Source organism: Micromonospora sp. AB353 (genome assembly GCF_049538395.1).
Lineage (GTDB): Bacteria > Actinomycetota > Actinomycetes > Mycobacteriales > Micromonosporaceae > Micromonospora > Micromonospora aurantiaca.
On record NZ_JBMVFV010000003.1, the window covers coordinates 167,533 to 186,820 of the forward strand.

The 19,288-nt window shown below is 73.4% G+C and carries 23 protein-coding genes; 13 read left to right on the top strand and 10 right to left on the bottom strand.

Annotated features, from left to right (window positions below):
• Window positions 1-43: 43 nt before the first annotated feature.
• Window positions 44-832, top strand: a complete 789-nt coding sequence (locus ACPCK6_RS02750) for a sporulation protein (protein WP_318336303.1) — start codon at window positions 44-46, stop codon at window positions 830-832.
• Here the strand turns inward: ACPCK6_RS02750 and dtd are convergent.
• Together dtd and ACPCK6_RS02760 are read right to left on the bottom strand one after the other, a co-directional pair.
• Complete coding sequence (dtd, locus tag ACPCK6_RS02755; RefSeq protein ID WP_423480240.1) at window positions 829-1,251, bottom strand: D-aminoacyl-tRNA deacylase; 423 nt, start codon at window positions 1,249-1,251, stop codon at window positions 829-831. The genes ACPCK6_RS02750 and dtd overlap by 4 nt on opposite strands.
• On the bottom strand, window positions 1,251-2,735 hold the full coding sequence (locus tag ACPCK6_RS02760) for a DUF7782 domain-containing protein (protein WP_396883558.1): 1,485 nt from the start codon (window positions 2,733-2,735) through the stop codon (window positions 1,251-1,253). The genes dtd and ACPCK6_RS02760 overlap by 1 nt, the downstream gene beginning before the upstream one ends.
• A 180-nt stretch (window positions 2,736-2,915) precedes the next feature.
• Between ACPCK6_RS02760 and ACPCK6_RS02765 the strand changes: the two genes are divergently transcribed.
• The 3 genes from ACPCK6_RS02765 to ACPCK6_RS02775 all read left to right on the top strand — a co-directional run bounded on the left by ACPCK6_RS02765 (window position 2,916) and on the right by ACPCK6_RS02775 (window position 6,143).
• The gene (locus ACPCK6_RS02765) at window positions 2,916-4,136 is read left to right on the top strand and encodes a S8 family peptidase (RefSeq protein ID WP_396883557.1); all 1,221 of its coding nucleotides are present in this window, start codon (window positions 2,916-2,918) and stop codon (window positions 4,134-4,136) included.
• Window positions 4,137-4,254: 118 nt separating this feature from the next.
• On the top strand, window positions 4,255-4,839 hold the full coding sequence (locus ACPCK6_RS02770; protein ID WP_423480241.1) for an HhH-GPD-type base excision DNA repair protein: 585 nt from the start codon (window positions 4,255-4,257) through the stop codon (window positions 4,837-4,839).
• A gap of 71 nt (window positions 4,840-4,910) precedes the next feature.
• Window positions 4,911-6,143 carry a low temperature requirement protein A gene (locus ACPCK6_RS02775; protein WP_423480242.1) on the top strand — a complete coding sequence of 411 codons (1,233 nt, stop codon included), beginning with the start codon at window positions 4,911-4,913 and terminating at the stop codon, window positions 6,141-6,143.
• 4 nt (window positions 6,144-6,147) lie between these two features.
• Here the strand turns inward: ACPCK6_RS02775 and ACPCK6_RS02780 are convergent, their stop codons facing one another.
• Window positions 6,148-6,459 (bottom strand): YlcI/YnfO family protein, encoded by a 312-nt coding sequence (locus tag ACPCK6_RS02780; RefSeq protein WP_013284778.1) that lies wholly within the window; start codon window positions 6,457-6,459, stop codon window positions 6,148-6,150.
• Complete coding sequence (locus tag ACPCK6_RS02785; protein ID WP_262013550.1) at window positions 6,449-6,760, bottom strand: hypothetical protein; 312 nt, start codon at window positions 6,758-6,760, stop codon at window positions 6,449-6,451. The genes ACPCK6_RS02780 and ACPCK6_RS02785 overlap by 11 nt, the downstream gene beginning before the upstream one ends.
• Before the next feature lie 106 nt (window positions 6,761-6,866).
• On the opposite strand from ACPCK6_RS02785, the gene ACPCK6_RS02790 reads away from it, so the two are divergent.
• Window positions 6,867-7,223, top strand: coding sequence for a DUF3099 domain-containing protein (locus ACPCK6_RS02790; protein WP_396883614.1), 357 nt, complete (start codon window positions 6,867-6,869; stop codon window positions 7,221-7,223).
• A 39-nt stretch (window positions 7,224-7,262) separates the two neighbouring features.
• Here ACPCK6_RS02790 and ACPCK6_RS02795 read toward each other — a convergent pair whose 3' ends face one another.
• Both ACPCK6_RS02795 and ACPCK6_RS02800 read right to left on the bottom strand, forming a co-directional pair.
• Window positions 7,263-8,159: a carbohydrate kinase family protein gene (locus ACPCK6_RS02795; protein ID WP_396883553.1), complete on the bottom strand. Its 897-nt coding sequence runs from the start codon at window positions 8,157-8,159 to the stop codon at window positions 7,263-7,265.
• Entirely contained in the window at window positions 8,156-9,082 is a 927-nt protein-coding gene (locus ACPCK6_RS02800; protein ID WP_423480243.1) for a pseudouridine-5'-phosphate glycosidase, read from the bottom strand. Before ACPCK6_RS02800 ends, ACPCK6_RS02795 begins: the two co-directional genes overlap by 4 nt.
• Window positions 9,083-9,170: 88 nt before the next feature.
• Between ACPCK6_RS02800 and ACPCK6_RS02805 the strand changes: the two genes are divergently transcribed.
• From ACPCK6_RS02805 to ACPCK6_RS02815, 3 genes are all read left to right on the top strand, one after another.
• Window positions 9,171-9,389 carry a DUF3039 domain-containing protein gene (locus tag ACPCK6_RS02805; protein WP_013284783.1) on the top strand — a complete coding sequence of 73 codons (219 nt, stop codon included), beginning with the start codon at window positions 9,171-9,173 and terminating at the stop codon, window positions 9,387-9,389.
• A 40-nt stretch (window positions 9,390-9,429) separates the two neighbouring features.
• Window positions 9,430-10,080, top strand: a complete 651-nt coding sequence (locus tag ACPCK6_RS02810; protein WP_396883551.1) for a trimeric intracellular cation channel family protein — start codon at window positions 9,430-9,432, stop codon at window positions 10,078-10,080.
• Between the two features lie 191 nt (window positions 10,081-10,271).
• Window positions 10,272-11,993, top strand: a complete 1,722-nt coding sequence (locus ACPCK6_RS02815) for a DEAD/DEAH box helicase (RefSeq protein WP_396883613.1) — start codon at window positions 10,272-10,274, stop codon at window positions 11,991-11,993.
• A 152-nt stretch (window positions 11,994-12,145) separates the two neighbouring features.
• On the opposite strand, the gene ACPCK6_RS02820 is transcribed toward ACPCK6_RS02815, so the two are convergent.
• Window positions 12,146-12,379, bottom strand: a complete 234-nt coding sequence (locus ACPCK6_RS02820; RefSeq protein WP_013284786.1) for a DUF7455 domain-containing protein — start codon at window positions 12,377-12,379, stop codon at window positions 12,146-12,148.
• Between the two features lie 244 nt (window positions 12,380-12,623).
• Window positions 12,624-14,225 (bottom strand): RNA polymerase sigma factor, encoded by a 1,602-nt coding sequence (locus ACPCK6_RS02825; protein WP_216932660.1) that lies wholly within the window; start codon window positions 14,223-14,225, stop codon window positions 12,624-12,626.
• 286 nt (window positions 14,226-14,511) lie between these two features.
• Between ACPCK6_RS02825 and ACPCK6_RS02830 the strand changes: the two genes are divergently transcribed.
• Window positions 14,512-15,333 carry an inositol monophosphatase family protein gene (locus ACPCK6_RS02830; RefSeq protein ID WP_423480244.1) on the top strand — a complete coding sequence of 274 codons (822 nt, stop codon included), beginning with the start codon at window positions 14,512-14,514 and terminating at the stop codon, window positions 15,331-15,333.
• A gap of 67 nt (window positions 15,334-15,400) precedes the next feature.
• Here the strand turns inward: ACPCK6_RS02830 and ACPCK6_RS02835 are convergent, their stop codons facing one another.
• The gene (locus tag ACPCK6_RS02835; RefSeq protein ID WP_194803038.1) at window positions 15,401-15,916 is read right to left on the bottom strand and encodes a LytR C-terminal domain-containing protein; all 516 of its coding nucleotides are present in this window, start codon (window positions 15,914-15,916) and stop codon (window positions 15,401-15,403) included.
• Window positions 15,917-16,355: 439 nt separating this feature from the next.
• Here ACPCK6_RS02835 and ACPCK6_RS02840 point away from each other — a divergent pair, with 439 nt between their 5' ends.
• Together ACPCK6_RS02840 and ACPCK6_RS02845 are read left to right on the top strand one after the other, a co-directional pair.
• A complete protein-coding gene (locus tag ACPCK6_RS02840; protein ID WP_013284790.1) occupies window positions 16,356-16,652 on the top strand; it encodes a DUF4193 domain-containing protein in 297 nt (98 codons plus the stop codon).
• A 213-nt stretch (window positions 16,653-16,865) separates the two neighbouring features.
• Window positions 16,866-17,660 carry a hypothetical protein gene (locus tag ACPCK6_RS02845; RefSeq protein ID WP_423480250.1) on the top strand — a complete coding sequence of 265 codons (795 nt, stop codon included), beginning with the start codon at window positions 16,866-16,868 and terminating at the stop codon, window positions 17,658-17,660.
• Window positions 17,661-17,716: 56 nt separating this feature from the next.
• On the opposite strand, the gene ACPCK6_RS02850 is transcribed toward ACPCK6_RS02845, so the two are convergent.
• Window positions 17,717-18,208, bottom strand: a complete 492-nt coding sequence (locus ACPCK6_RS02850) for a DUF3093 domain-containing protein (protein WP_423480245.1) — start codon at window positions 18,206-18,208, stop codon at window positions 17,717-17,719.
• 85 nt (window positions 18,209-18,293) lie between these two features.
• Here ACPCK6_RS02850 and dut point away from each other — a divergent pair, with 85 nt between their 5' ends.
• Together dut and ACPCK6_RS02860 are read left to right on the top strand one after the other, a co-directional pair.
• Window positions 18,294-18,791 (top strand): dUTP diphosphatase, encoded by a 498-nt coding sequence (gene dut / locus ACPCK6_RS02855; protein WP_181726802.1) that lies wholly within the window; start codon window positions 18,294-18,296, stop codon window positions 18,789-18,791.
• Between the two features lie 25 nt (window positions 18,792-18,816).
• A partial coding sequence (locus ACPCK6_RS02860; protein WP_423480246.1) for a DUF3710 domain-containing protein occupies window positions 18,817-19,288 on the top strand: 472 nt, incomplete at its 3' end.

Consider the following 19,288-nt stretch of genomic DNA (forward strand, 5'->3'; position numbering starts at 1 on the left):
CCGGCCGTCGGGGCCGGCCCGGCACTGATGATCGGAGAACGTGGTGGTCTTCAAGCGGCTCATGCAGGCGATGGGTGTGGGCGGACCGTCGGTGGAGACGGTGCTGGCCAACCCGAACTGCCGTCCGGGCGGCGTTCTGGAGGGCCGGATCCAGGTGGTCGGCGGCGACCACCCGGTGGACGTGAGCTACGTCGCACTCGGCCTGGTCACGCGGGTCGAGGTGGAGAGCTCCGACAGCGAGTACGACGTCAACCAGGAGTTCGGCCGGGCCCAGATGACCGGCCCGTTCCGGCTGGAGCCGGGGCAGCGTCACGACGTGCCGTTCCGCTTCCAGGTGCCCTGGGAGACCCCGCTGACCGACCTGTACGGCCAGCACCTGCACGGCATGACGATGGGTCTGCGTACCGAGCTGGAGGTGGCGCGGGCGATGGACAAGGGTGACCTGGACCCGGTGGCGGTGCACCCGCTGCCCGCCCACGAGCGGCTGCTGGAGGCGCTGCTACGGCTGGGCTTCCGCTTCGCGCGCGCCGACGTCGAGCGTGGACACATCTACGGCGTACACCAGCAGTTGCCCTTCTACCAGGAGATCGAGTTCTACCCGGCGCCGCAGTACGCGGGCGCGATGAACCAGCTGGAGGTCACCTTCGTGACCGATCCGCGCCAGGTCCACGTGGTGCTGGAGCTGGACAAGCGGGGCGGCCTGTTCACCGAGGGCCGGGACGCGTTCGGCCGGTTCACAGTGGACCACGCGACCGCGGACCGCACGGACTGGGCCGCCCAGCTCGACGGCTGGCTGCGGCAGTCGCTGTCCCGCCGGGGCCTGTTCTTCTAGAGGTCGAGCACGAGGGTCCGGGGACCGACGTTGACGCTCTCCACCAGCATGTGGGCGCGGAAACGGCCGGTCTCCACCTTCGCGCCCCGGGACCGCAGCTGCTCGACCACCGCGTCCACAAGGGGTTCGGCCACCTCGGCGGGAGCGGCGGCGGTCCAGCTCGGCCGCCGGCCCTTGCGGGCGTCGCCGTAGAGCGTGAACTGGCTGACCACGAGCAGCGGCGCCCCGACGTCCGCGGCGCTGCGCTCGTCGTCGAGGATGCGCAGCTCGTGCAGCTTGCGGGCCATCGTGGCGGCCACCTGCGGGGTGTCGGTGTGGGTGACGCCGAGCAGCACCAGCAGCCCGTCGGCGATCTCGCCGGTGACCTCGTCGCCGACAGTCACCCGGGCCCGGCCGACGGTCTGCACCACCGCCCGCATCAGTCGGTCACCGGCTCGACGATGCCGCGCTCGACCAGGTGCGCCACGATCGGTCCGGCCGCCTCGGCCAGCTCGTCCGGTGCCACGTCGTGCGCGGCGGCCAGCAGGGCGAGCTGGTCGCGCAGCGGCAGCCGGCCGTCGGCGCCGCCGACCAGGGCGAGCACCAGCGGGTCGATCTCCTCCGACCAGCGCAGGCCGCGCGGCATGGCCAGGACCTGCCGGTCCACCGCCCAGCCGTCGTCGCCCATGGTGGCCTCCTGCCGGAGCTGGAGTCCTTCGGCGGCACGGTAGCGGGCGGCGAGCAGACCCTCGGTGTCCCGGGTGCGCAGCCAGTCCTGCCGGCCGAACCACTCGCCGATCCGGTCGCCCAGCGGCGGCTCGACCCGCTGACGCAGGTCCTCCACCCGGACGACCGGCCGGTCGTGGCCGGAGCGGCGCAGCGAGACGATGCCGAAGCCGATCGCCTCGACCTTGTGCGCGTCGAACCAGTCCAGCCAGGCCGCCATTCGCTGCGGGTCGGCGCTCTCGCCGACGTCGGTGAGCCAGAGGTTCACGTACGCCATCGGGTCGGCCACCTCGCGCTGGATCACCCAGGCGTCCAGGCCGGTGCCGGCGAACCAGCCGGTGACCCGCTCGGCCCAGTCCTCGCCGGTGACGTGCACCCAGTTCGCCAGGTACTGCATGGTGCCGCCCTCGGTGAGCAGGTCCGGCGCGGCAGCGGCCAGCTCCGCGCCGATCGCGTCGCCCACCCGCCCGGAGTCCCGGTAGACGTGCGTGGTGGTGCCCGGGCCGACCACGAACGGCGGGTTGCTGACCACCAGGTCGAAGCGGCGCCCGGCCACCGGGGCGACCATGTCGCCGCGCAGCAGCTCCCAGTCCTGGCCGTTGAGCGCGGCGGTGGTGGCGGCGAACCGCAGCGCCCGCTCGGAGACGTCGGTGGCGGTGACCCGGCGGGCGTGGGTGCTCAGGTGCAGCGCCTGGACGCCGGAGCCGGTGCCCAGGTCGAGCGCGGTGTCCACGACGGGGCGCACGGCGGCCGAGATCAGCGTCTGGGTGGCACCGCCGATGCCCAGCACGTGCTCGGCGTGCAGCGGGCGCCCGGGCCGCGCGCTGGCGGGCACGTCGGCGAGCACCCACCAGTCGTCGCCGTACGGCTCCAGGTCGACCCCGGCGCGCAGGCCGTCGCCGTGCCGCTCGACGATGCCCCCGGCCAGCGCCTCGTCCAGCGCCAGCGGGGCCAGCGCGTCGGCGACCGCCGCCTCCGGCTCGGTCTGGTCGCAGATGAAGACGCGGATCAGCGTGGCCAGCCGGTCCCGGTCCTCGGTGGCGCGCAGCGCGGCCCGGTAGTCGTTACGGGCCACCGCCCCGGTGCCCTGCGGGCCCAGGCGGTCGGCGATCCCGTTGGCGGTGAAGCGGGCGAGCGTCAGCGCGGTGCGCAGCGCGTCGACCCCGGCGGGGGAGAGCAGCATCTCGTGACGGTCCACGTGCCCATCCTGCCTCGGGCGCACTCCGGCGTGGCGCACACCCGCCGATCCATAACGTGAACCGCATCTATCGGCAACTATCTCTTTCATGTCTATCGATCTCTGGTTAGCATTCCTGCCAACATCCGTCGATGGGGTGATCCGGCCACAAACCGGGCCGCCCCGGTAGGGAGCCAGACGATGCCCGACGTGTCCCTTCCCCGGCGCCGCGCGCTGCGTGCGCTCGCCGTCACGGCCGCCGCCGCGGCCTTCGCCGCCGCCGCCTCCACGCCCGCTCTCGCCGCACCCACCGGGGAGATCCGGTACGCCGGTGCCGCCGACGCCGTCAGCGGCAGCTACGTGGTCGTGCTCAAGGGCGACGCGGTCGGCACCGCGAACACCCTCGCCGCCCGTACCGCCGTGCCGGACCGGGCCGCCGGCCTGGCCAAGCGCTACGGCGGCAACGTCGGCACGGTGTGGAGCTCCGCTCTCACCGGCTACAGCGCGAAGATGACCCCCGCCCAGGCGCGCCGGCTCGCCGCCGACCCGTCCGTCGCGTACGTCGAGCAGGACCGCGTCATGACCACCCAGGGCACCCAGACCGGCGCCACCTGGGGCCTGGACCGGATCGACCAGCGCAACCTGCCGCTGAACAGCACCTTCACCTACCCGAACACCGCCAGCAACGTACGCGCCTACATCATCGACACGGGCATCCGCACCACGCACAGCGACTTCGGCGGCCGGGCCACCTGGGGCACCAACACGGTGGACACCAACAACACCGACTGCAACGGCCACGGCACCCACGTCGCCGGCACGGTCGGCGGCACCAAGTACGGCGTGGCCAAGGGCGTGCGCCTGGTGGCCGTCAAGGTGCTCAACTGCTCCGGCAGCGGCACCACCGCCGGCGTGATCAGCGGCGTCAACTGGGTCACCTCGAACGCGGTGAAGCCGGCCGTGGCGAACATGAGCCTCGGCGGCGGCGCCAGCACCACGCTGGACAACGCGGTGGCCAACTCGATCAACTCCGGCATCACGTACGCGCTCGCGGCCGGCAACTCCAGCGCCAACGCGTGCAACTCCTCGCCGGCCCGTGTCGCCTCGGCGATCACCGTCGGCTCGACCACCAGCACCGACGCGCGGTCGTCCTTCTCCAACTACGGCTCCTGCGTGGACATCTTCGCCCCGGGTTCGTCGATCACCTCGGCGTGGCGCACCAGCGACACCGCCACCAACACGATCAGCGGCACCTCGATGGCGTCCCCGCACGTGGCCGGCGCGGCCGCGCTCGTCCTGTCCGCCAACACCTCCTACACCCCGGCTCAGGTGGCCAGCTACCTGACCAGCAACGCCACCACCGGCAAGGTGACCAGCCCGGGCTCGGGCTCGCCGAACCGGCTGCTCTTCGTCGTCAACTGACGGCACCGGTGACCTGACCACACCGTGGGCCGCGGCCCGGTGGACCTCCCAGGGGTCCGCCGGGCCGCGTCACGTCGTCGGGGAGTCGCCGCCGCCGACCGGCGGCCGGCGCGGCACTATGGTCCCCATGACGCTGTCACTGCCCATCGACCCGCAGGCGAACGAACTGCTGGGCCGCAGCCCGCTGGCCCTGCTCCTCGGCATGGTGCTGGACCAGCAGGTGCCGATGGAGAAGGCGTTCTCCTCCCCGTACGTGCTGGCACAGCGGCTCGGCCACGAGCCCGACGCCGCGGAGCTGGCCGGGTACGACCCGGAGGCGCTGGTGGAGATCTTCGCCCGGCCGCCCGCGCTGCACCGTTTCCCCAAGGCGATGGCGGCCCGCGTGCAGGAGGTGTGCCGCGCGCTCGTCGAGCGCTACGACGGCGACCCGGCCCGGCTCTGGTCCGACGTGACCGACGGCCGGGAGCTGCTGCGCCGGGTGGGTGAGCTGCCCGGGTTCGGCCGGCAGAAGGCGCAGATCTTCGTCGCGCTGCTCGGCAAGCGGTTCGGGATCACCCCGGACGGCTGGCGCGAGGCGGCCGGCGACTACGGCGACGCGGACGCCCACCGGTCGGTCGCGGACGTGACCGACCCGGACTCGCTGCGCCGCGTACGCGAGTTCAAGCAGCGGATGAAGGCGGAGGCGAAGGCCGCGAAGGGCTGATCCGCCGCCCGCCGCCGCAACCGGCCGCCGTCCCTGTCGTTTGTCGCCAGGACGGGGGACGGGAGCGGACGATGACCGAGCAGCGGGGCGGGGCGCTGCTGCGCACCGGGTCCAGCCCGGGGCGGGCCACCTTCCTGGAGCTCTTCTTCGACCTGGTCTTCGTGTTCGCGCTGACCCGGGTCTCGCAGCGCCTGATCAACGGCATCGACGGCCCGGCCGGCGCGGTGGCCGCCGAGGTGGGCAAGACCCTGCTGCTGTTCCTGGTGCTCTGGCAGGTCTGGACCCTCACCACCTGGGTGACCAGCCGGTACGAGCCGGAGCGCACGGTCATCCAGGTCGTGGTGGTCGGCACCATGTTCGGCAGCCTGGTGCTGGGGGTGACGCTGCCCCGCGCCCTGGAGGAGCGGGCGCTGCCGTTCGCACTCGCGTACGTGGTGGTGATGGTCGGCCGGCCGTTGCTGATCGCGGCGGCGCTGCGGGGGCATCCGCGCCGGATGGTCCCGCTGCGGCTGGCCGCCTGGGCGGGATTCAGCGCCCCGCTCTGGATCGCCGGCGCGCTGATGCCCGGCCCCCGTCTGGCGCTGTGGGTCGTCGCGCTGGCGGTGGACCACCTCGGCACGTTCCTGGGCTGGCCGCTGCCGTGGATCGGGGCGTCGCGCATCCGGCAGTGGCTCGTCGCCGGGGAGCACCTCGCCGAGCGCTACCAGCAGATCTTCCTCATCGCGCTCGGTGAGTCGATCCTGGTGATCGGCGTGACCTACAGCGGGAAGGAGTTCTCCGCCGAAGCGGCGGTGGCGTTCGCGATCTCGTTCGTGATCACGGCGTTGCTCTGGCGGATCTACTTCTACCGGGCCGGTCACCTGCTGGCGGAGGCGCTGCGGATGGCCGGCACGCCGGGGCGGCTGGCCGAGTCGGCGGCGCAGACCCACCTGTTCATGGTGCTCGGGGTGCTCAGCGCCGCGGTCGGCTACGAGCTGGTCATCGCCCACCCGTACGACACGGCCCGGCCGAACTGGCTGGTCTTCGTGGTGGGCGGCCCGGCGCTGTTCCTGGCCGCCCGTTCCCGGTTCGAGTACGAGATCTTCGGCCGGGTGTCCCGCCCCCGGCTGGCCGGGCTGCTGGCCCTGGTGCTGCTCCTGCCCGCGCTGGCGACCGTGCCGGCGATGTTCGCGCTCGGCGCGGTGGCAGTCGTGCTGGCGCTCGTCGCGTTCGCCGACGCCCGCCGGGCCTGGCACCGGCCGCCGGAGCCCTCCGCCTCGCCGATCGGGCGCGAGGCGCTCGGCGAGGCCGGGCCCGAGGCGTGAGCCGTCAGGCGGCGGTCGGGCGGGACAGCGACGCCAGCGCGCGGCGGACGTCGGCCAGCGAGACGGTGGCCGAGTCGTCCAGGTCGGCCAGGCCGGCCTCGATCCACTGCCGCATCAGCGTGGTCACGCCGATGCCGCGCGCGTCGGCGGCGGCGCGGACCCGTTCGTACGTCTCCAGCGGGAGCCGGACCGACCGGCTGACCATCGGCACGTCGGTGTCCGGGGTGGGCAGTTGCGCCGGTGACGTGTCGTCGATCAGGTCGGCGAACGCGTCGCCTCCGGCGTGGAACCGCTTGGTCGCCTCGTCACGATGCATCGTGACCGCCTCCTCGTCGGCGTGATCTCCGCACCGCCTCGTCGTAGCGCTTGGCCTCGACGTCGCTCAGCTCGCGGGCGGAGAGGATGTCCCAGTCGTTGTCGGTGCCGTCGGCCTCGGCCAGCAGCACGGCGAGCCGCCGGCCCCGGTGGTCGGTGGCGTAGACCACCATCACGTCGTCACCGAGGTGCCGGATGACCCGGCGGTTGCTGTGCAGGGCCTCCCAGACTTCCCCGGGTGTGACGTCGTAGACCCGCAGGTTCGCCAGCGCCTCGTCGGTGAAGCTGAACCGGTTGGCCACGGGCGAAGCGTACCACGCACGTAACACGCGCCCGGCTGTCACGAATGTCGCCGATCATCCGTCCGGAGTGACAGGATGGGCCCTATCCCCTTGTAGGAGGTCCGTGGTGAAGCGTCAGGCGTACCAGCCGATACTGATCACCGACGCCCCGCGCAGCCAGGACGACCAGCTCAACAGCCGGCAGAAGCGTTACGTGCTGATGATGGCCATCCGGGTCGCGTGTCTGGTGGCGGGCGCGATCCTGGTCGGCGCGAAGGCCCCGCTGCTCTGGCTCTGGCTGCCGCTGTGCGCGCTCGGCATGGTGCTCGTGCCCTGGCTCGCCGTGCTGCTCGCCAACGACCGGCCGCCCAAGGAGGAGCACCGGCTGGCGAACCGGTTCCAGAACCGGCGCCGCGAGGAGCCCGCGCCCACCGCTCTGACCGCCGAGGAGCGCCCGCACAAGATCATCGACGCGGAGCCCTGACCGGCCCGGGCGGAGCACCGCCCGGACCGGCCACCGCCGTCAGGGCGCCGGGCGGGCGCCCACCGTCGTCACGGCGAGCGCGCCCAGGTCACCGGCGCGGGCCAGCGCGGCACGCGGGTCGGCCCCGGCCAGCCACGCGGTGAGCAGCCCGGCCGCGAACGCGTCGCCGGCGCCGGTCACGTCCACCACGTCCACCCCTGGTGCCGGCGCGAACTCCACCACACCGCCGCGCTCCACCCACACCGCGCCCGCCGCGCCGCGCTTGACCACCACCCGGTGCGCCACGGCGGTCAGCGCCCGCGCCTGCGCCGCCGGGTCCAGCCCGCCGGCCAGCACCGTCGCCTCGTCCGTGTTGACCAGCAGCAGGTCGACGTCGCGTACCCAGGTCAGGAACGCCCCGCCGACGCGCCGCAGCGGCGCCGCGGACGCCGCGTCGACGCTGACGGTCAGCCCGCGCTCGCGGGCGGTGGCCAGCGCGCGCAGGCCGGCGCCGCGCGACCCGACGTCCAAGAGGGTGTACGCGGACAGGTGCAGATGCCCGGCGTCGGGCGCGGCGGTCAGCGCCGCGTCCACGTGCGCGGCGGTCAGCCGCAGGTTCGCGCCCCGCTGGCTGATCATCGTGCGCTCCCCGTCATGGGCGAGCACGATGACGGTGCCGGTCGGGTAGCCCTCGTGCCGCTCCACCGCGCAGTCCACACCGATGCGGGTCAGCTCGGCCACCCGCTCCCGGCCGGTCTCGTCGTCGCCGACGGCGGCGACCAGCGTCACCGCGGCGCCCTGCCCGGCGAGCCAGGCCGCGGTGTTCGCCGCCTGCCCGCCGCCGCTGAACCGGATCCCGGCCGCGGTGTCCGAGCCGGTCGCGAGCGGCCCGGACAGCACCGCGAGCACGTCGGTGATCACGTCGCCGACGACGACTATCCGCGGCGTCGCGCTCATGGGGTGCGGCGGGCCGCCGCGGCGACCGCGATCCGGGCCGCGAGGTCGGCGTTGCGCAGGATGATCCGGACGTTCACCGCCAGGCTGGCGCCCTCTGTCGCGGAGTGGAAGTGCGACAGCAGGAACGGGGTGACCGCCTTGCCGGTGATCCCCTCGCGGGCCAGCGCGGCCAGCCCCTCGGCGAGCGTGCGGTCGTGCAGCGCCGGGTCGAGCTGCTCGTCGGCGGGCAGCGGGTTGGCCACCACCAGACCGCCGTGGTGCACGCCGTGCGCCGCGCGGGCGGCCAGCACGTCCGCCACCTGCTCCGGCGACTCGACCGACCAGTCCAGGTCGAAGCCCGCGTCGGTGAGGTAGAAGCCGGGGAAGCGGCGGGTGCGGTAGCCGACCACGCCCACCCCGAGCGTCTCCAGCCGCTCCAGCGTGGCGCCCACGTCGAGGATCGACTTCACCCCGGCGCAGACCACGGCGATCGGCGTCCGGGCCAGCGTGACCAGGTCGGCCGACTCGTCGAAGGTCTGCGCCGCCTCCCGGTGCACCCCGCCGAGCCCGCCGGTGGCGAACACACCGATACCGGCCGCCGCAGCGACAGCGCTCGTGGCCGCCACGGTGGTGGCACCGTCCGCGCCCGTCGCCGCCGCCGGGGCCAGGTCGCGGACCGAGAGCTTGCTCACGCCGTCGACGGTGGCGAGGCGGGTGAGCTGGGTGTCGTCCAGCCCCACCCGCAGCTCGCCGGCGACCATGCCGATGGTGGCCGGCACCGCCCCCGCGTCCCGTACCGCCTGCTCGATCTCGCGCGCCACCCGCAGGTTGTCCGGGCGGGGCAGCCCGTGCGAGACGATCGTGCTCTCCAACGCCACGACCGGGCGGTCGTCCCGCAGGGCGTCGGCCACCTCACTACCGAGACTGATGTGAAAGTTGGTCACGTCGGTTACCGTACGGGCCGCTTCCGGCCGGGGCCCAGGTGGACCGGGGCGGACCGACCTGCAAAACTGGAACGCCGGAGGTGGAGTCGTGAGCACAGAGGTTCTCGAGCGTCCCGAGCTGAAGGACGCGGACACTGGTCCGGAGATGTTCCACTACGTCCGCAAGGAGAAGATCGCCGAGAGTGCCGTCATGGGCACCTACGTGGTCGCGCTCTGCGGCGAGACGTTCCCGGTCACCAAGGCGGCCAAGCCCGGCTCGCCCGTGTGCCCGAAGTGCAAGGAGATCTACGACTCGTACGCCGAGTGACAGCGGGCGGCTCCGCCGCCCCTCGACGTAACCTGCGGCGGTGACCACCTCCACCGCCCTGCTTCTCGCCGACCTGACCGGCGTGGCGGTCTTCGCCGCCTCCGGCGCCTCCGCGGCGGTGGCGAAACGGCTCGACCTGTTCGGGGTGGTCTTCGTCGGTGTGGTCGCCGCGCTCGGCGGCGGCATCTTCCGCGACCTGGTCATCGACGAGGTACCCCCGCTGGCGTTCGCCGACTGGCGCTACGCCGCCACCGCTGCCGTCGTCGCCGCGGCCGTGTTCTGGCTGCACCCCCAGCTCGCCCGGCTGCGCACCACGGTCCTCGTGCTGGACGCCGCCGGCCTCGGCCTGTTCACCGTCACCGGCACGCTCAAGGCTCTCGACGCCGCCGTGCCGGCGGTCGGCGCCTGCATGATCGGCATGCTCACCGCCATCGGCGGCGGTCTCGGCCGGGACCTGCTCACCGGCGAGATCCCGGTGGTGCTGCGCCGGGAGATCTACGCCCTCGCGGCGCTCGCCGGCTCGGTCGCGGTGGCGCTGCTGTCGGCCTGCGGACAGGCCACCGCCGTGCCGCTCACCGGCGCCGCGCTGTTCGTGTTCGGGCTGCGCCTGATCGCGTTGCGCCGCCGCTGGTCCGCCCCGGTGGCGACGATGCGGCCGCCGCGCACCGGCACCCGGGGACCACTGCCCTGACCCGCCCTGCGCCGGGGTGGACGGATGTGACAGGCGTGGCGTCGAGTGGGGCGTACGGCCCGCGCTGGTTATGCTGAACCGGCCTTCGCGGCACCGGATGCGCGAGGGCGTTTTCATGGGCGGCGGCTCCCGTGGCCCCGGTCGGGCCCGCCGCCGTCCGCGGCGGAGAGGAGCTACGCGTGCCACCGCGGATGCCGGCGCTCGACACGTTCCCGCCCCTGCGCGCCTGGCAACGCAAGGCGCTCGTCGAATACCTTCGCCGCCGGACCGAGGACTTCACCGCGGTCGCCACGCCCGGCGCCGGTAAGACCACGTTCGCGCTGCGCATCGCCGCCGAGCTGCTCGCCGACGGCACCGTCGAGGCGGTCACCGTGGTCGCGCCGACCGAACACCTGAAGACCCAGTGGGCGCAGGCCGCGGCCCGGGTCGGCATCCAGCTCGACGCCGCGTTCCGTAACGCCGACCTGCACTCCGCCGCCGACTTCCACGGCGCGGTGGTCACCTACGCCCAGGTGGGCATGGCGCCGCAGGTGCACCGGCGGCGCACCATGACCCGGCGCACGCTGGTCATCCTCGACGAGATCCACCACGCGGGCGACTCGCGTACCTGGGGCGACGGCGTGAAGGCGGCCTTCGAGCCCGCGGTACGCCGGCTGATGCTCACCGGTACGCCGTTCCGCTCCGATGACAACCCGATCCCGTTCGTCAGCTACGAGCGCGGCGGCGACGGGCTGCTGCGCTCCCGCGCCGACTCGGTCTACGGCTACTCCGACGCGCTGCGCGAGGGCGTGGTCCGGCCGGTGCTGTTCCTGGCGTACTCGGGGGAGACCCGCTGGCGCACCAACGCCGGTGAGGAGCTGGCCGCCCGCCTGGGCGAGCCGATGACGCAGGACCTGATCGCCCAGGCGTGGCGTACCGCGCTGGACCCGGCCGGCGACTGGATGCCGCAGGTGCTGCGCGCCGCCGACGCCCGGCTGACAGTGCTGCGCGCCAACGGCATGCCCGACGCGGGCGGCCTGGTCATCGCCAGCGACCAGCAGGTGGCCCGCTCGTACGCGAAGCTGCTCGAGCAGGTGACCGGTGAGAAGGCCGCCGTGGTGCTCTCCGACGACCAGGGCGCGTCCGCGCGGATCGCGACGTTCGCCGCCTCCCAGCAACGGTGGCTGGTCGCGGTGCGGATGGTGTCCGAGGGCGTCGACATCCCCCGCCTGGCGGTCGGCGTGTACGCGACGAGTGCCAGCACCCCGCTGTACTTCGCGCAGGCGATCGGCCGGTTCGTCCGGGCCCGCCGCTCCGGCGAGACCGCGTCGGTGTTCCTGCCCAGCGTGCCGCACCTGCTCGGGCTCGCCAGCGAGATGGAGGCCGAGCGGGACCACGTGCTCGGCAAGCCGAAGGACCGCGAGGGCTTCGACGACGACCTGCTGGAGCGCGCCCAGCGCGACGACGGCGCCAGCGGGGAGCTGGAGAAGCGTTTCGCCGCGCTCTCCGCGACCGCCGAGCTGGATCAGGTGATCTTCGACGGCGCCTCGTTCGGCACCGCCGCCCAGGCCGGCACGCCCGAGGAGGAGGAATACCTCGGTCTGCCCGGTCTGCTCACCGCCGACCAGGTCTCGCTGCTGCTGACCAAGCGGCAGGCCGAGCAGCTCGCCGCGCAGAAGCGCCGGGCCGCCCAGCGGACCGCTGAGCCGGCCGCTACGGCCCCGGCGGCGGCGCCCCCACCGATGAGTGCCGCCCAGCGCCGGGTGGCGCTACGGCGGCAACTGAACGCCCTGGTGGCCGCCCGGCACCACCACACCGGCCAGCCGCACGGCAAGATCCACGCCGAGCTGCGCCGGATCTGCGGCGGCCCGCCCAGCGCACAGGCGACGATCGAGCAGCTCGAGGAGCGCATCGCCACCGTGCAGACCCTGTAAGGAAGGGCCCCCTGTTAACGCCTCCGGTAGAGCAGGGGCCCCTTCTTAACACCGGGCGGCGCCAGGCGGCACCGGCATGAAAAACCGGCCGGAGGCTCCCCTTGCGGGTGCCTCCGGCCGGTCATGTCGGGTTGTGGACTTCTTGTCGGACCTCAGTTCGCCATCAGATCGGCGCCTCGCCAGCTGAACTCCGGGTCCGACGCGTAGCGCACGGTGATCTTGACGAGATCCTCCGCGTACTTGTTCGCGTGGTGCCCACAGAACACCAGCTCGCTCCCACCCGCCAGAGTGATGCGGAGCTTGCCGGCAGCATTGCAGCGGTCGCACCGTTCATCGGCGGCCGGGGGGCTCACCGTCTCGGGCGGCGGCGTGAGGGTCGGGGTCATCGCCTTCCTCCTCTGGTCGTCACCGATGAACACTCTCTTCGGTTGCTCACCTATCGTGCAACACCCATCTCGGGCCCTGCCTTCCCTGTGTGCCCGCGGGGGACCGAGGTCACACCTGGCGTGGAGGACAGTGTGCCGTGCACCAAGGGTGCCACGTCAACGATCACAAACAGGCAACCGAACGATCACCAAAGAGTGTTCTACGGCTGGTGATCAAACCGGCACGATTTGTTGACGTGCGCGGTCAGTCCAGGTAGTCGCGGAGCACCTGGGAACGCGAGGGGTGCCGCAACTTGGACATGGTCTTGGATTCGATCTGCCGGATGCGTTCCCGGGTCACGCCGTACACCTGGCCGATCTCGTCCAGAGTGCGCGGCTGGCCGTCGGTGAGGCCGAAACGCAGGCGCACCACGCCCGCCTCACGCTCGGACAGCGTCTGGAGGACCTGCTGGAGCTGGTCCTGCAGCAGGGAGAACGACACCGCGTCGACGGCGACGACCGCCTCGGAGTCCTCGATGAAGTCGCCGAGCTGGCTGTCACCCTCGTCGCCGATGGTCTGGTCGAGCGAGATGGGCTCCCGGGCGTACTGCTGGATCTCCAGCACCTTCTCCGGTGTGATGTCCATCTCCTTGGCCAGCTCCTCCGGGGTGGGCTCGCGGCCCAGGTCCTGGAGCAGCTCGCGCTGGATGCGACCGAGCTTGTTGATCACCTCGACCATGTGCACCGGGATGCGGATGGTGCGGGCCTGGTCGGCCATGGCGCGGGTGATGGCCTGGCGGATCCACCAGGTGGCGTAGGTGGAGAACTTGTAGCCCTTGGTGTAGTCGAACTTCTCGACGGCGCGGATGAGGCCGAGGTTGCCTTCCTGGATGAGGTCGAGGAAGGCCATGCCGCGACCGGTGTAGCGCTTGGCCAGCGAGACCACCAGGCGGAGGTTGGCCTCCAGCAGGTGGTTCTTGGCGCGCTCGCCGTCCCGGGAGATCCACATCAGGTCGCGCTGGAGGTCGCGGACCAGCTTCTCCTCGCCCTCGTCGGCGGCGCGCAGCCGCTCGGCGGCGTAGAGGCCGGCCTCGATCCGCTTGGCCAGCTCGACCTCCTGCTCGGCGTTGAGCAGCGGCACCTTGCCGATCTGCTTCAGGTACGCCCGCACGGAGTCGGCGGAGGCGGTCAGCTCGGCGTCCCGGCGCGCCTGCTTGAGCGCCTCGGACTCCTCGTCGTCCCACTCGAAGTCGTTGTCGGTGGCGGAGCTGGCCGCGTCGGCCTCGGCGGCCTGGGTCAGCTCGGCCGGCTCCTCGACCACCACGTCCTCGATCTCGGCGGCCAGCTCCTCCGGGTCGATCTCACCGTCGGGGCCCTCGGCCTTGCCGCCGGCCTTGGCCGGCTTGGCCGCGGCGGTCTTCGCCGCCACCGTGGCCTTGGTGGCGCGGGTCGCCTTGGTGGCCTTCGCCGGGGCCGCGGCCTTCGCCACGTCGGCGGTGGTGGCCTTGCGCGCGGTCGCCTTCCGGGGGGCCGGTGCGGGCGACTCCTCGGCGGCCGGCGCCTGCTTCGGGGCGGGCGCGGCGGCCTTCTTGGTGGTCTTGGCGGTGGTCGCGCGGGAGGCCGGGGTGGCGGACCGGGCGGCGGCGACGCGGCGGCGGGTGCTCGCCGAGCCGTCCACCACCACCGTCACGCCCGCCTCGGAGAGCGCGCGGAGGATCTTCTTGGCCTGGGCCGGGGTCACCTCAGCGGACTCGACGGTGCGCGCGAGCTGGGCCGACGTGAGCTGGCCGCCGGCGCTCTGCGCGTGGGCGATCAGGGTGTCGGTGAGCGAGCGAACGTCGGCGCCGGTCTGGCGGGGATCTGTCACGAAGACCTTCCGGAGGCGAAAGAGCGAGCACGGCCGGGTCGTCCGGCGCAGCATGGGACGGCCGCGCCGGGCGAGTCGTTGAGGACCCCCGTGTCCCGGGCCGTCCGGTCGCTGGCGGTCCGTGGCGCGTGGGCAGGGTGAATTGTAACGCCGTCTGCCGCGATCATCCCGCGCCGCACGGCGGACCTGCGGTCCGGGACCGCAGATTCGGCGCAGATGTGGACTTTGTAAGGATGATACCCGCGCGCGAGACGGCCGGTCCCGATCGTGCGGGAAGGGGAGAAACATGATCACCTCGACGCCCACGGCGCGGGAGTTGCTCACGATCGCTGTCGACGTGGCCCGGGAGGCAGCCGCCACCGCGTACCGGATGCGGGTCGAGGGTGTCTCGGTGGCCGCGACCAAGAGCACGGTGACCGACGTGGTCACCGCCGCCGACCGGGCGGTGGAGCGCCAGGTGGTCGCCGCGCTGCGGCAGCGGCGGCCCGGCGACGCGGTGCTGGGCGAGGAGTACGGCGCGGGGGAGACCGGCCCGGACGGCGACGACGGCGTGCGCTGGATCCTCGACCCGATCGACGGAACCGTGAACTACCTCTACGGGCTGCCCTACTGCGCCGTCTCGCTGGCCGCCGAGGTGTCCGGTGAGGCGGTCGCCGGGGTGGTCCGCAACGTCGTCACCGGCGAGGAGTGGACCGCGACGCTCGGCGGCGGCGCGTGGCGCGACGGGCAGCGGCTGCACGGCTCCACCGCGACCGATCTCGGGCAGGCGCTCGTCGCCACCGGGTTCGGCTACGACGCCGGCCGCCGGGCGTACCAGGCGCGGGTGGTGACGGAGCTGATCCCGCACATCCGGGACATCCGCCGGATGGGAGCCGCCGCGCTCGATCTCTGCCTGGCTGCCGAGGGGCGGGTGGACGCGTACTTCGAGAAAGGGCTGGCCGACTGGGACCTGGCCGCCGGCGGGCTCGTCGCCCGGGAGGCCGGGCTGCTGGTGACCGGCCTGTCCGGCCGCCCGGCCGGACCGGACATGGTGCTCGCGGCGCCGCCGGCGCTGCACGGGCCGCTGCACGACCGGCTGGCCGACCTGGACGCCGCCGGCGGGCCGTGACCGCCGGACACGCGGCGGGGCGGCCTCCCCGGAGGGAGACCGCCCCGCGTCGCCGGGCCGCCGTCGGCTACTTCTCGATCGGCATCGGGCAGGTCTCGGGCGGCGCCTGCGGCGCGCCCAGGTCGCCGAGCGACTGGTTGACCTCGGTGGTGGTGGCGAGCTGCTGGAACTGGTTGCCCAGGACCACGTCGACCACGTCGTCCTTGCGGTTCGCGTCGAAGTCCTGGTTGGCCTCGTTCAGGAAGTACGCGCGCAGCAGGTGCGCCGAGCCGACGGCCTTGGGCCCGAACCGCAACTGGGCCACGCCGTCGAACGCCTTCTTCTCGTTGCCGACCTTCTTGACCTGGAACTTGCGGTTGCGGAAGTCGTCCGCGACGCTGCCGGCCCGGCCGGCCTCGTCGGTGGCGTTGTAGACGTTGATCTTGACGTCCTTCTGCTCCCGCAGCCGCAGGTCGACGAGCGGCCAGCCGTCCGGGCAGGCGGCCGCCGTACCGGCTGTGCCCTGACTGTCCTTCAGCACGGCGACGACCACGACGACCAGGGCGACAGCCGCCAGCAGTCCGACGACAACGAGTGCTCGCACTCGCGCAAAACTCATCCTGGGCGCTCCCCGGACAGTGATTGGGTGGTGGCGGGCGACGCGGTCGGGCCGCGACCGGTCGGCCGTCCAGTACGCCGCTGAGGTTAACGCTTGTCCGGCTCAGGCGTGGAAACAGTCCGACATACCGGCGCGCCACGCGTTGAACCGGTAGGACTACCCCTATCTTCGTGTCGCCTGAGTCACATTGGGAACAACTTCGGGCGCAGAGGCGTACATCTCTCCCGCGAGGGCGGTATACATGCCTCGCCCACAGGGGGGGTAAGGTTCCGCGCTCACCGGGGGCATTTCGCACCGGCGGGCCCGGCCCACCGCTCGTCGGGTCGGGTGCCCGACAGAGATGGTGGCCGGTCAGGGGAACCGAAACGGCGTCGTCCGGCGTTACAACCGGCAGCGACAATATCGATATTGGAGAGTGAAACCGATGGCCACCGACTACGACGCCCCGCGTCGCGACGAGGTCGACCTCGGCGAGGACAGCCTGGAAGAGCTCAAGGCCCGGCGGGTCGACTCACAGTCGGGCGCCGTGGACGTCGACGAGGCCGAGGTGGCCGAGAGCTTCGAGCTGCCCGGCGCCGATCTGGCCGACGAGGAGCTCACGGTCAAGGTCCTCCCGATGCAGCAGGACGAGTTCCGGTGCGCCCGCTGCTTCCTGGTCCACCACCGCAGCCAGCTGGCGGTCGAGCGCAACGGCGACCTGATCTGCCGCGAGTGCGTCTGATCCCGACCGGGGACACCAGCGGCGGCCTCCTCGACGGGGCCGCCGCTGTTCGAGCCGCCGCCGTGCGCGTGCGGCCGATAGCTGCTTGACTCGTACGGGCGGCTGCCACGCCGCGCGGAGCGGGAGGGCGGACGGGTGAGTGAGCGCAGCGAGGGGACCGGCGCCGACCGGACCCCGGCTCCGGCGGCGAGACCGGCACCGACCGGGCCGGACGTGACAGCGGCAGGACCGGCCGGTGCGGGCACGACGCCCGACCCGACCGGCCCGGACGCCGAGGAGCTGGGCGCCACCGTCGCCGCCCTGACCGCCGACGACATCGCGCCCGCCCGTCGGCGGCAACTGCTCACCCGGCTGGTCGGGCAGGCCCGCGCCCGCGGGATCAGCGACCTGTTCAAGCCCCGTGCCGCGGTGCGCTGGATGACCGACACGGTCGCCGAGGTCGCCCCGCACGTGCCGATCCGTGACCTCGCCACGCTGCGGCGGCACTTCCCCGGCCTGGACGACGAGGCGCTCGCCGACCGGCTGGTCCGCAACGCGTCCCGTGCCACCGCCGGGGTCGGCGCCGCGGGCGGCGGGGTCGCCGCCGTCGAGTGGGCGGTCACACCCACCCTGCTCTCCGCGCCTGTGCTGCTGGCCGCCGAGACGGTGGCGGTGGTGGCGATCGAGCTGAAGCTGATCGGCGAGCTGCACGAGGTCCACCGGGTGGCGCTGCCGGCCGGCGGCACCGGCCGTGCCGTCGCGCTCGTGCAGTCCTGGGCCACCCAGCGGGGGATCAACCCGATGATGCCGGGTGTCGGGGTCAGCGCCGTGCTCGGCACCGCTGCCCGCCGCGAACTACGCGACAGCCTGATGCGTCGCTTCGGGCGCAACCTCACCACGCTCGGGCCGTTCCTGACCGGCGCCGCCGTGGCCGGCTACCTCAACCGCCGGGCCACCCGCGCGCTCGGCGAGCAGCTGCGCAAGGACCTGCGGCGTACCGCGCGTGCCCTGCCGGACAAGCCGTCCTGACCGGCGGCGCCGGGCCGCGGCGGCAGCGCCGGGCCGGGCCGGGCCGCGGTGGACCGTCAGGCCGCGTCGCGGGCGGCCAGCAGGGCGGTCGCCAACTGGACCGGGTGCCGGGTGCTGACCACCCAGAACGGGGTCGGGTCGGCCGGGTCGTCCAGCACCACCTGCACCGCGCCACCGATCCACGGCCGCTGCACCACGAAGGCCAGCGGGTCGGAGCCGACGCCGAGCACCTCGCGCCGGCCGGCCGCGTCCAGCGGCACCACGTCCGCGACGTACCGCACCGGCAGGTGGGCGTCGTCCACCCGCAGCTCGCCGTCGCGCACCTCGACCCGGATCCGGCCCAGCCACCACAGGCCGGCCACGGCGGCCGGGATCAGCAGGACGAACGGCAGCCAGGCGCGTACCCCGGTCGCGCCCATCCACAGCTCGACCGCGAGCAGGACGGCCACGGCCAGCCCGGCCGGCCAGGCCCACCAGGGCAGCCCGAGGCGCTCCGCGTACGGCGCGGCGGGGGCCGTCGGGGCGGCCGGAGATGACGACTGACGCACACAGACGAGGGTACGGCGCGCGGGCGGCCCGGCAACCGGCAGGATGGCAGGGGCACCCCGCAGGACCGGACGGAAGAGGATGACCGTGACAGACGTCGTACCCGTGCCCGTGCGGCTGCTCGACCCGGAGCTGCCACTGCCGGCGTACGCCCATCCCGGCGACGCCGGTGCGGACCTGGTGGCCGCCGCGGACGTCGAGCTGCCGCCCGGCGGCCGGGCCCTGGTCCCCACGGGCGTGGCGGTGGCGCTGCCGGACGGCTACGTCGGGCTGGTGCACCCCCGATCCGGACTCGCGGCCAGACTCGGCGTGACGGTGCTCAACGCGCCCGGTACGGTCGACGCCGGCTACCGGGGTGAGATCCTGGTCAACCTGATCAACCACGACCGGGACACACCGGCCAGGATCAGCCGGGGTGACCGCATCGCGCAGCTCGTGGTCCAGCGGGTCGCCCGGGCCGAGTTCCGGCCGGTGGCCGAGTTGCCCGGGTCCCGGCGTGGCACCGGCGGGCACGGATCCACCGGCGGGCACGCCGGGCTGGTCCCGGCGCCGTCCGGCGGGCAGAGCGAAGAGGTGGCAGGGTGAGTGTGAACAGCGGAGGGTGGGCGCAGTGATCTTCTCCCGGAAGCGGGCCGACGAGGCGCGTGACAATGGGGTCCTCGACGCCGAGGAGACCCCGTCGGCGCCGGACCGCGGCCCGTACGACGTCAGCGAGGCACCGGACGCGCCTCGGCTCGACCTGGGCAGCCTTCAGATCCCGGCGGTGCCGGACGTCGAGGTGCGGGTCCAGGCCGACCCGCAGGGCGTGATCCAGCAGGTCGTGCTCGTGCACGGGCAGAACGCGCTCCAGCTCGGCGTCTTCGCCGCGCCCCGGTCCGAGGGCATCTGGGCCGAGGTGCGCGAGGAGATCCGCCAGTCGCTCGTGAACGACGGCGCGACCGCCCAGGAGGTCGAGGGCGAGCACGGGCCCGAGCTGCGCGCCCGCGTGGGTACCCCGGACGGGCCGACCGAGCTGCGGTTCGTCGGCATCGACGGCCCGCGGTGGATGGTGCGCGGCGTCTTCCAGGGCGCGGCCGCCACCG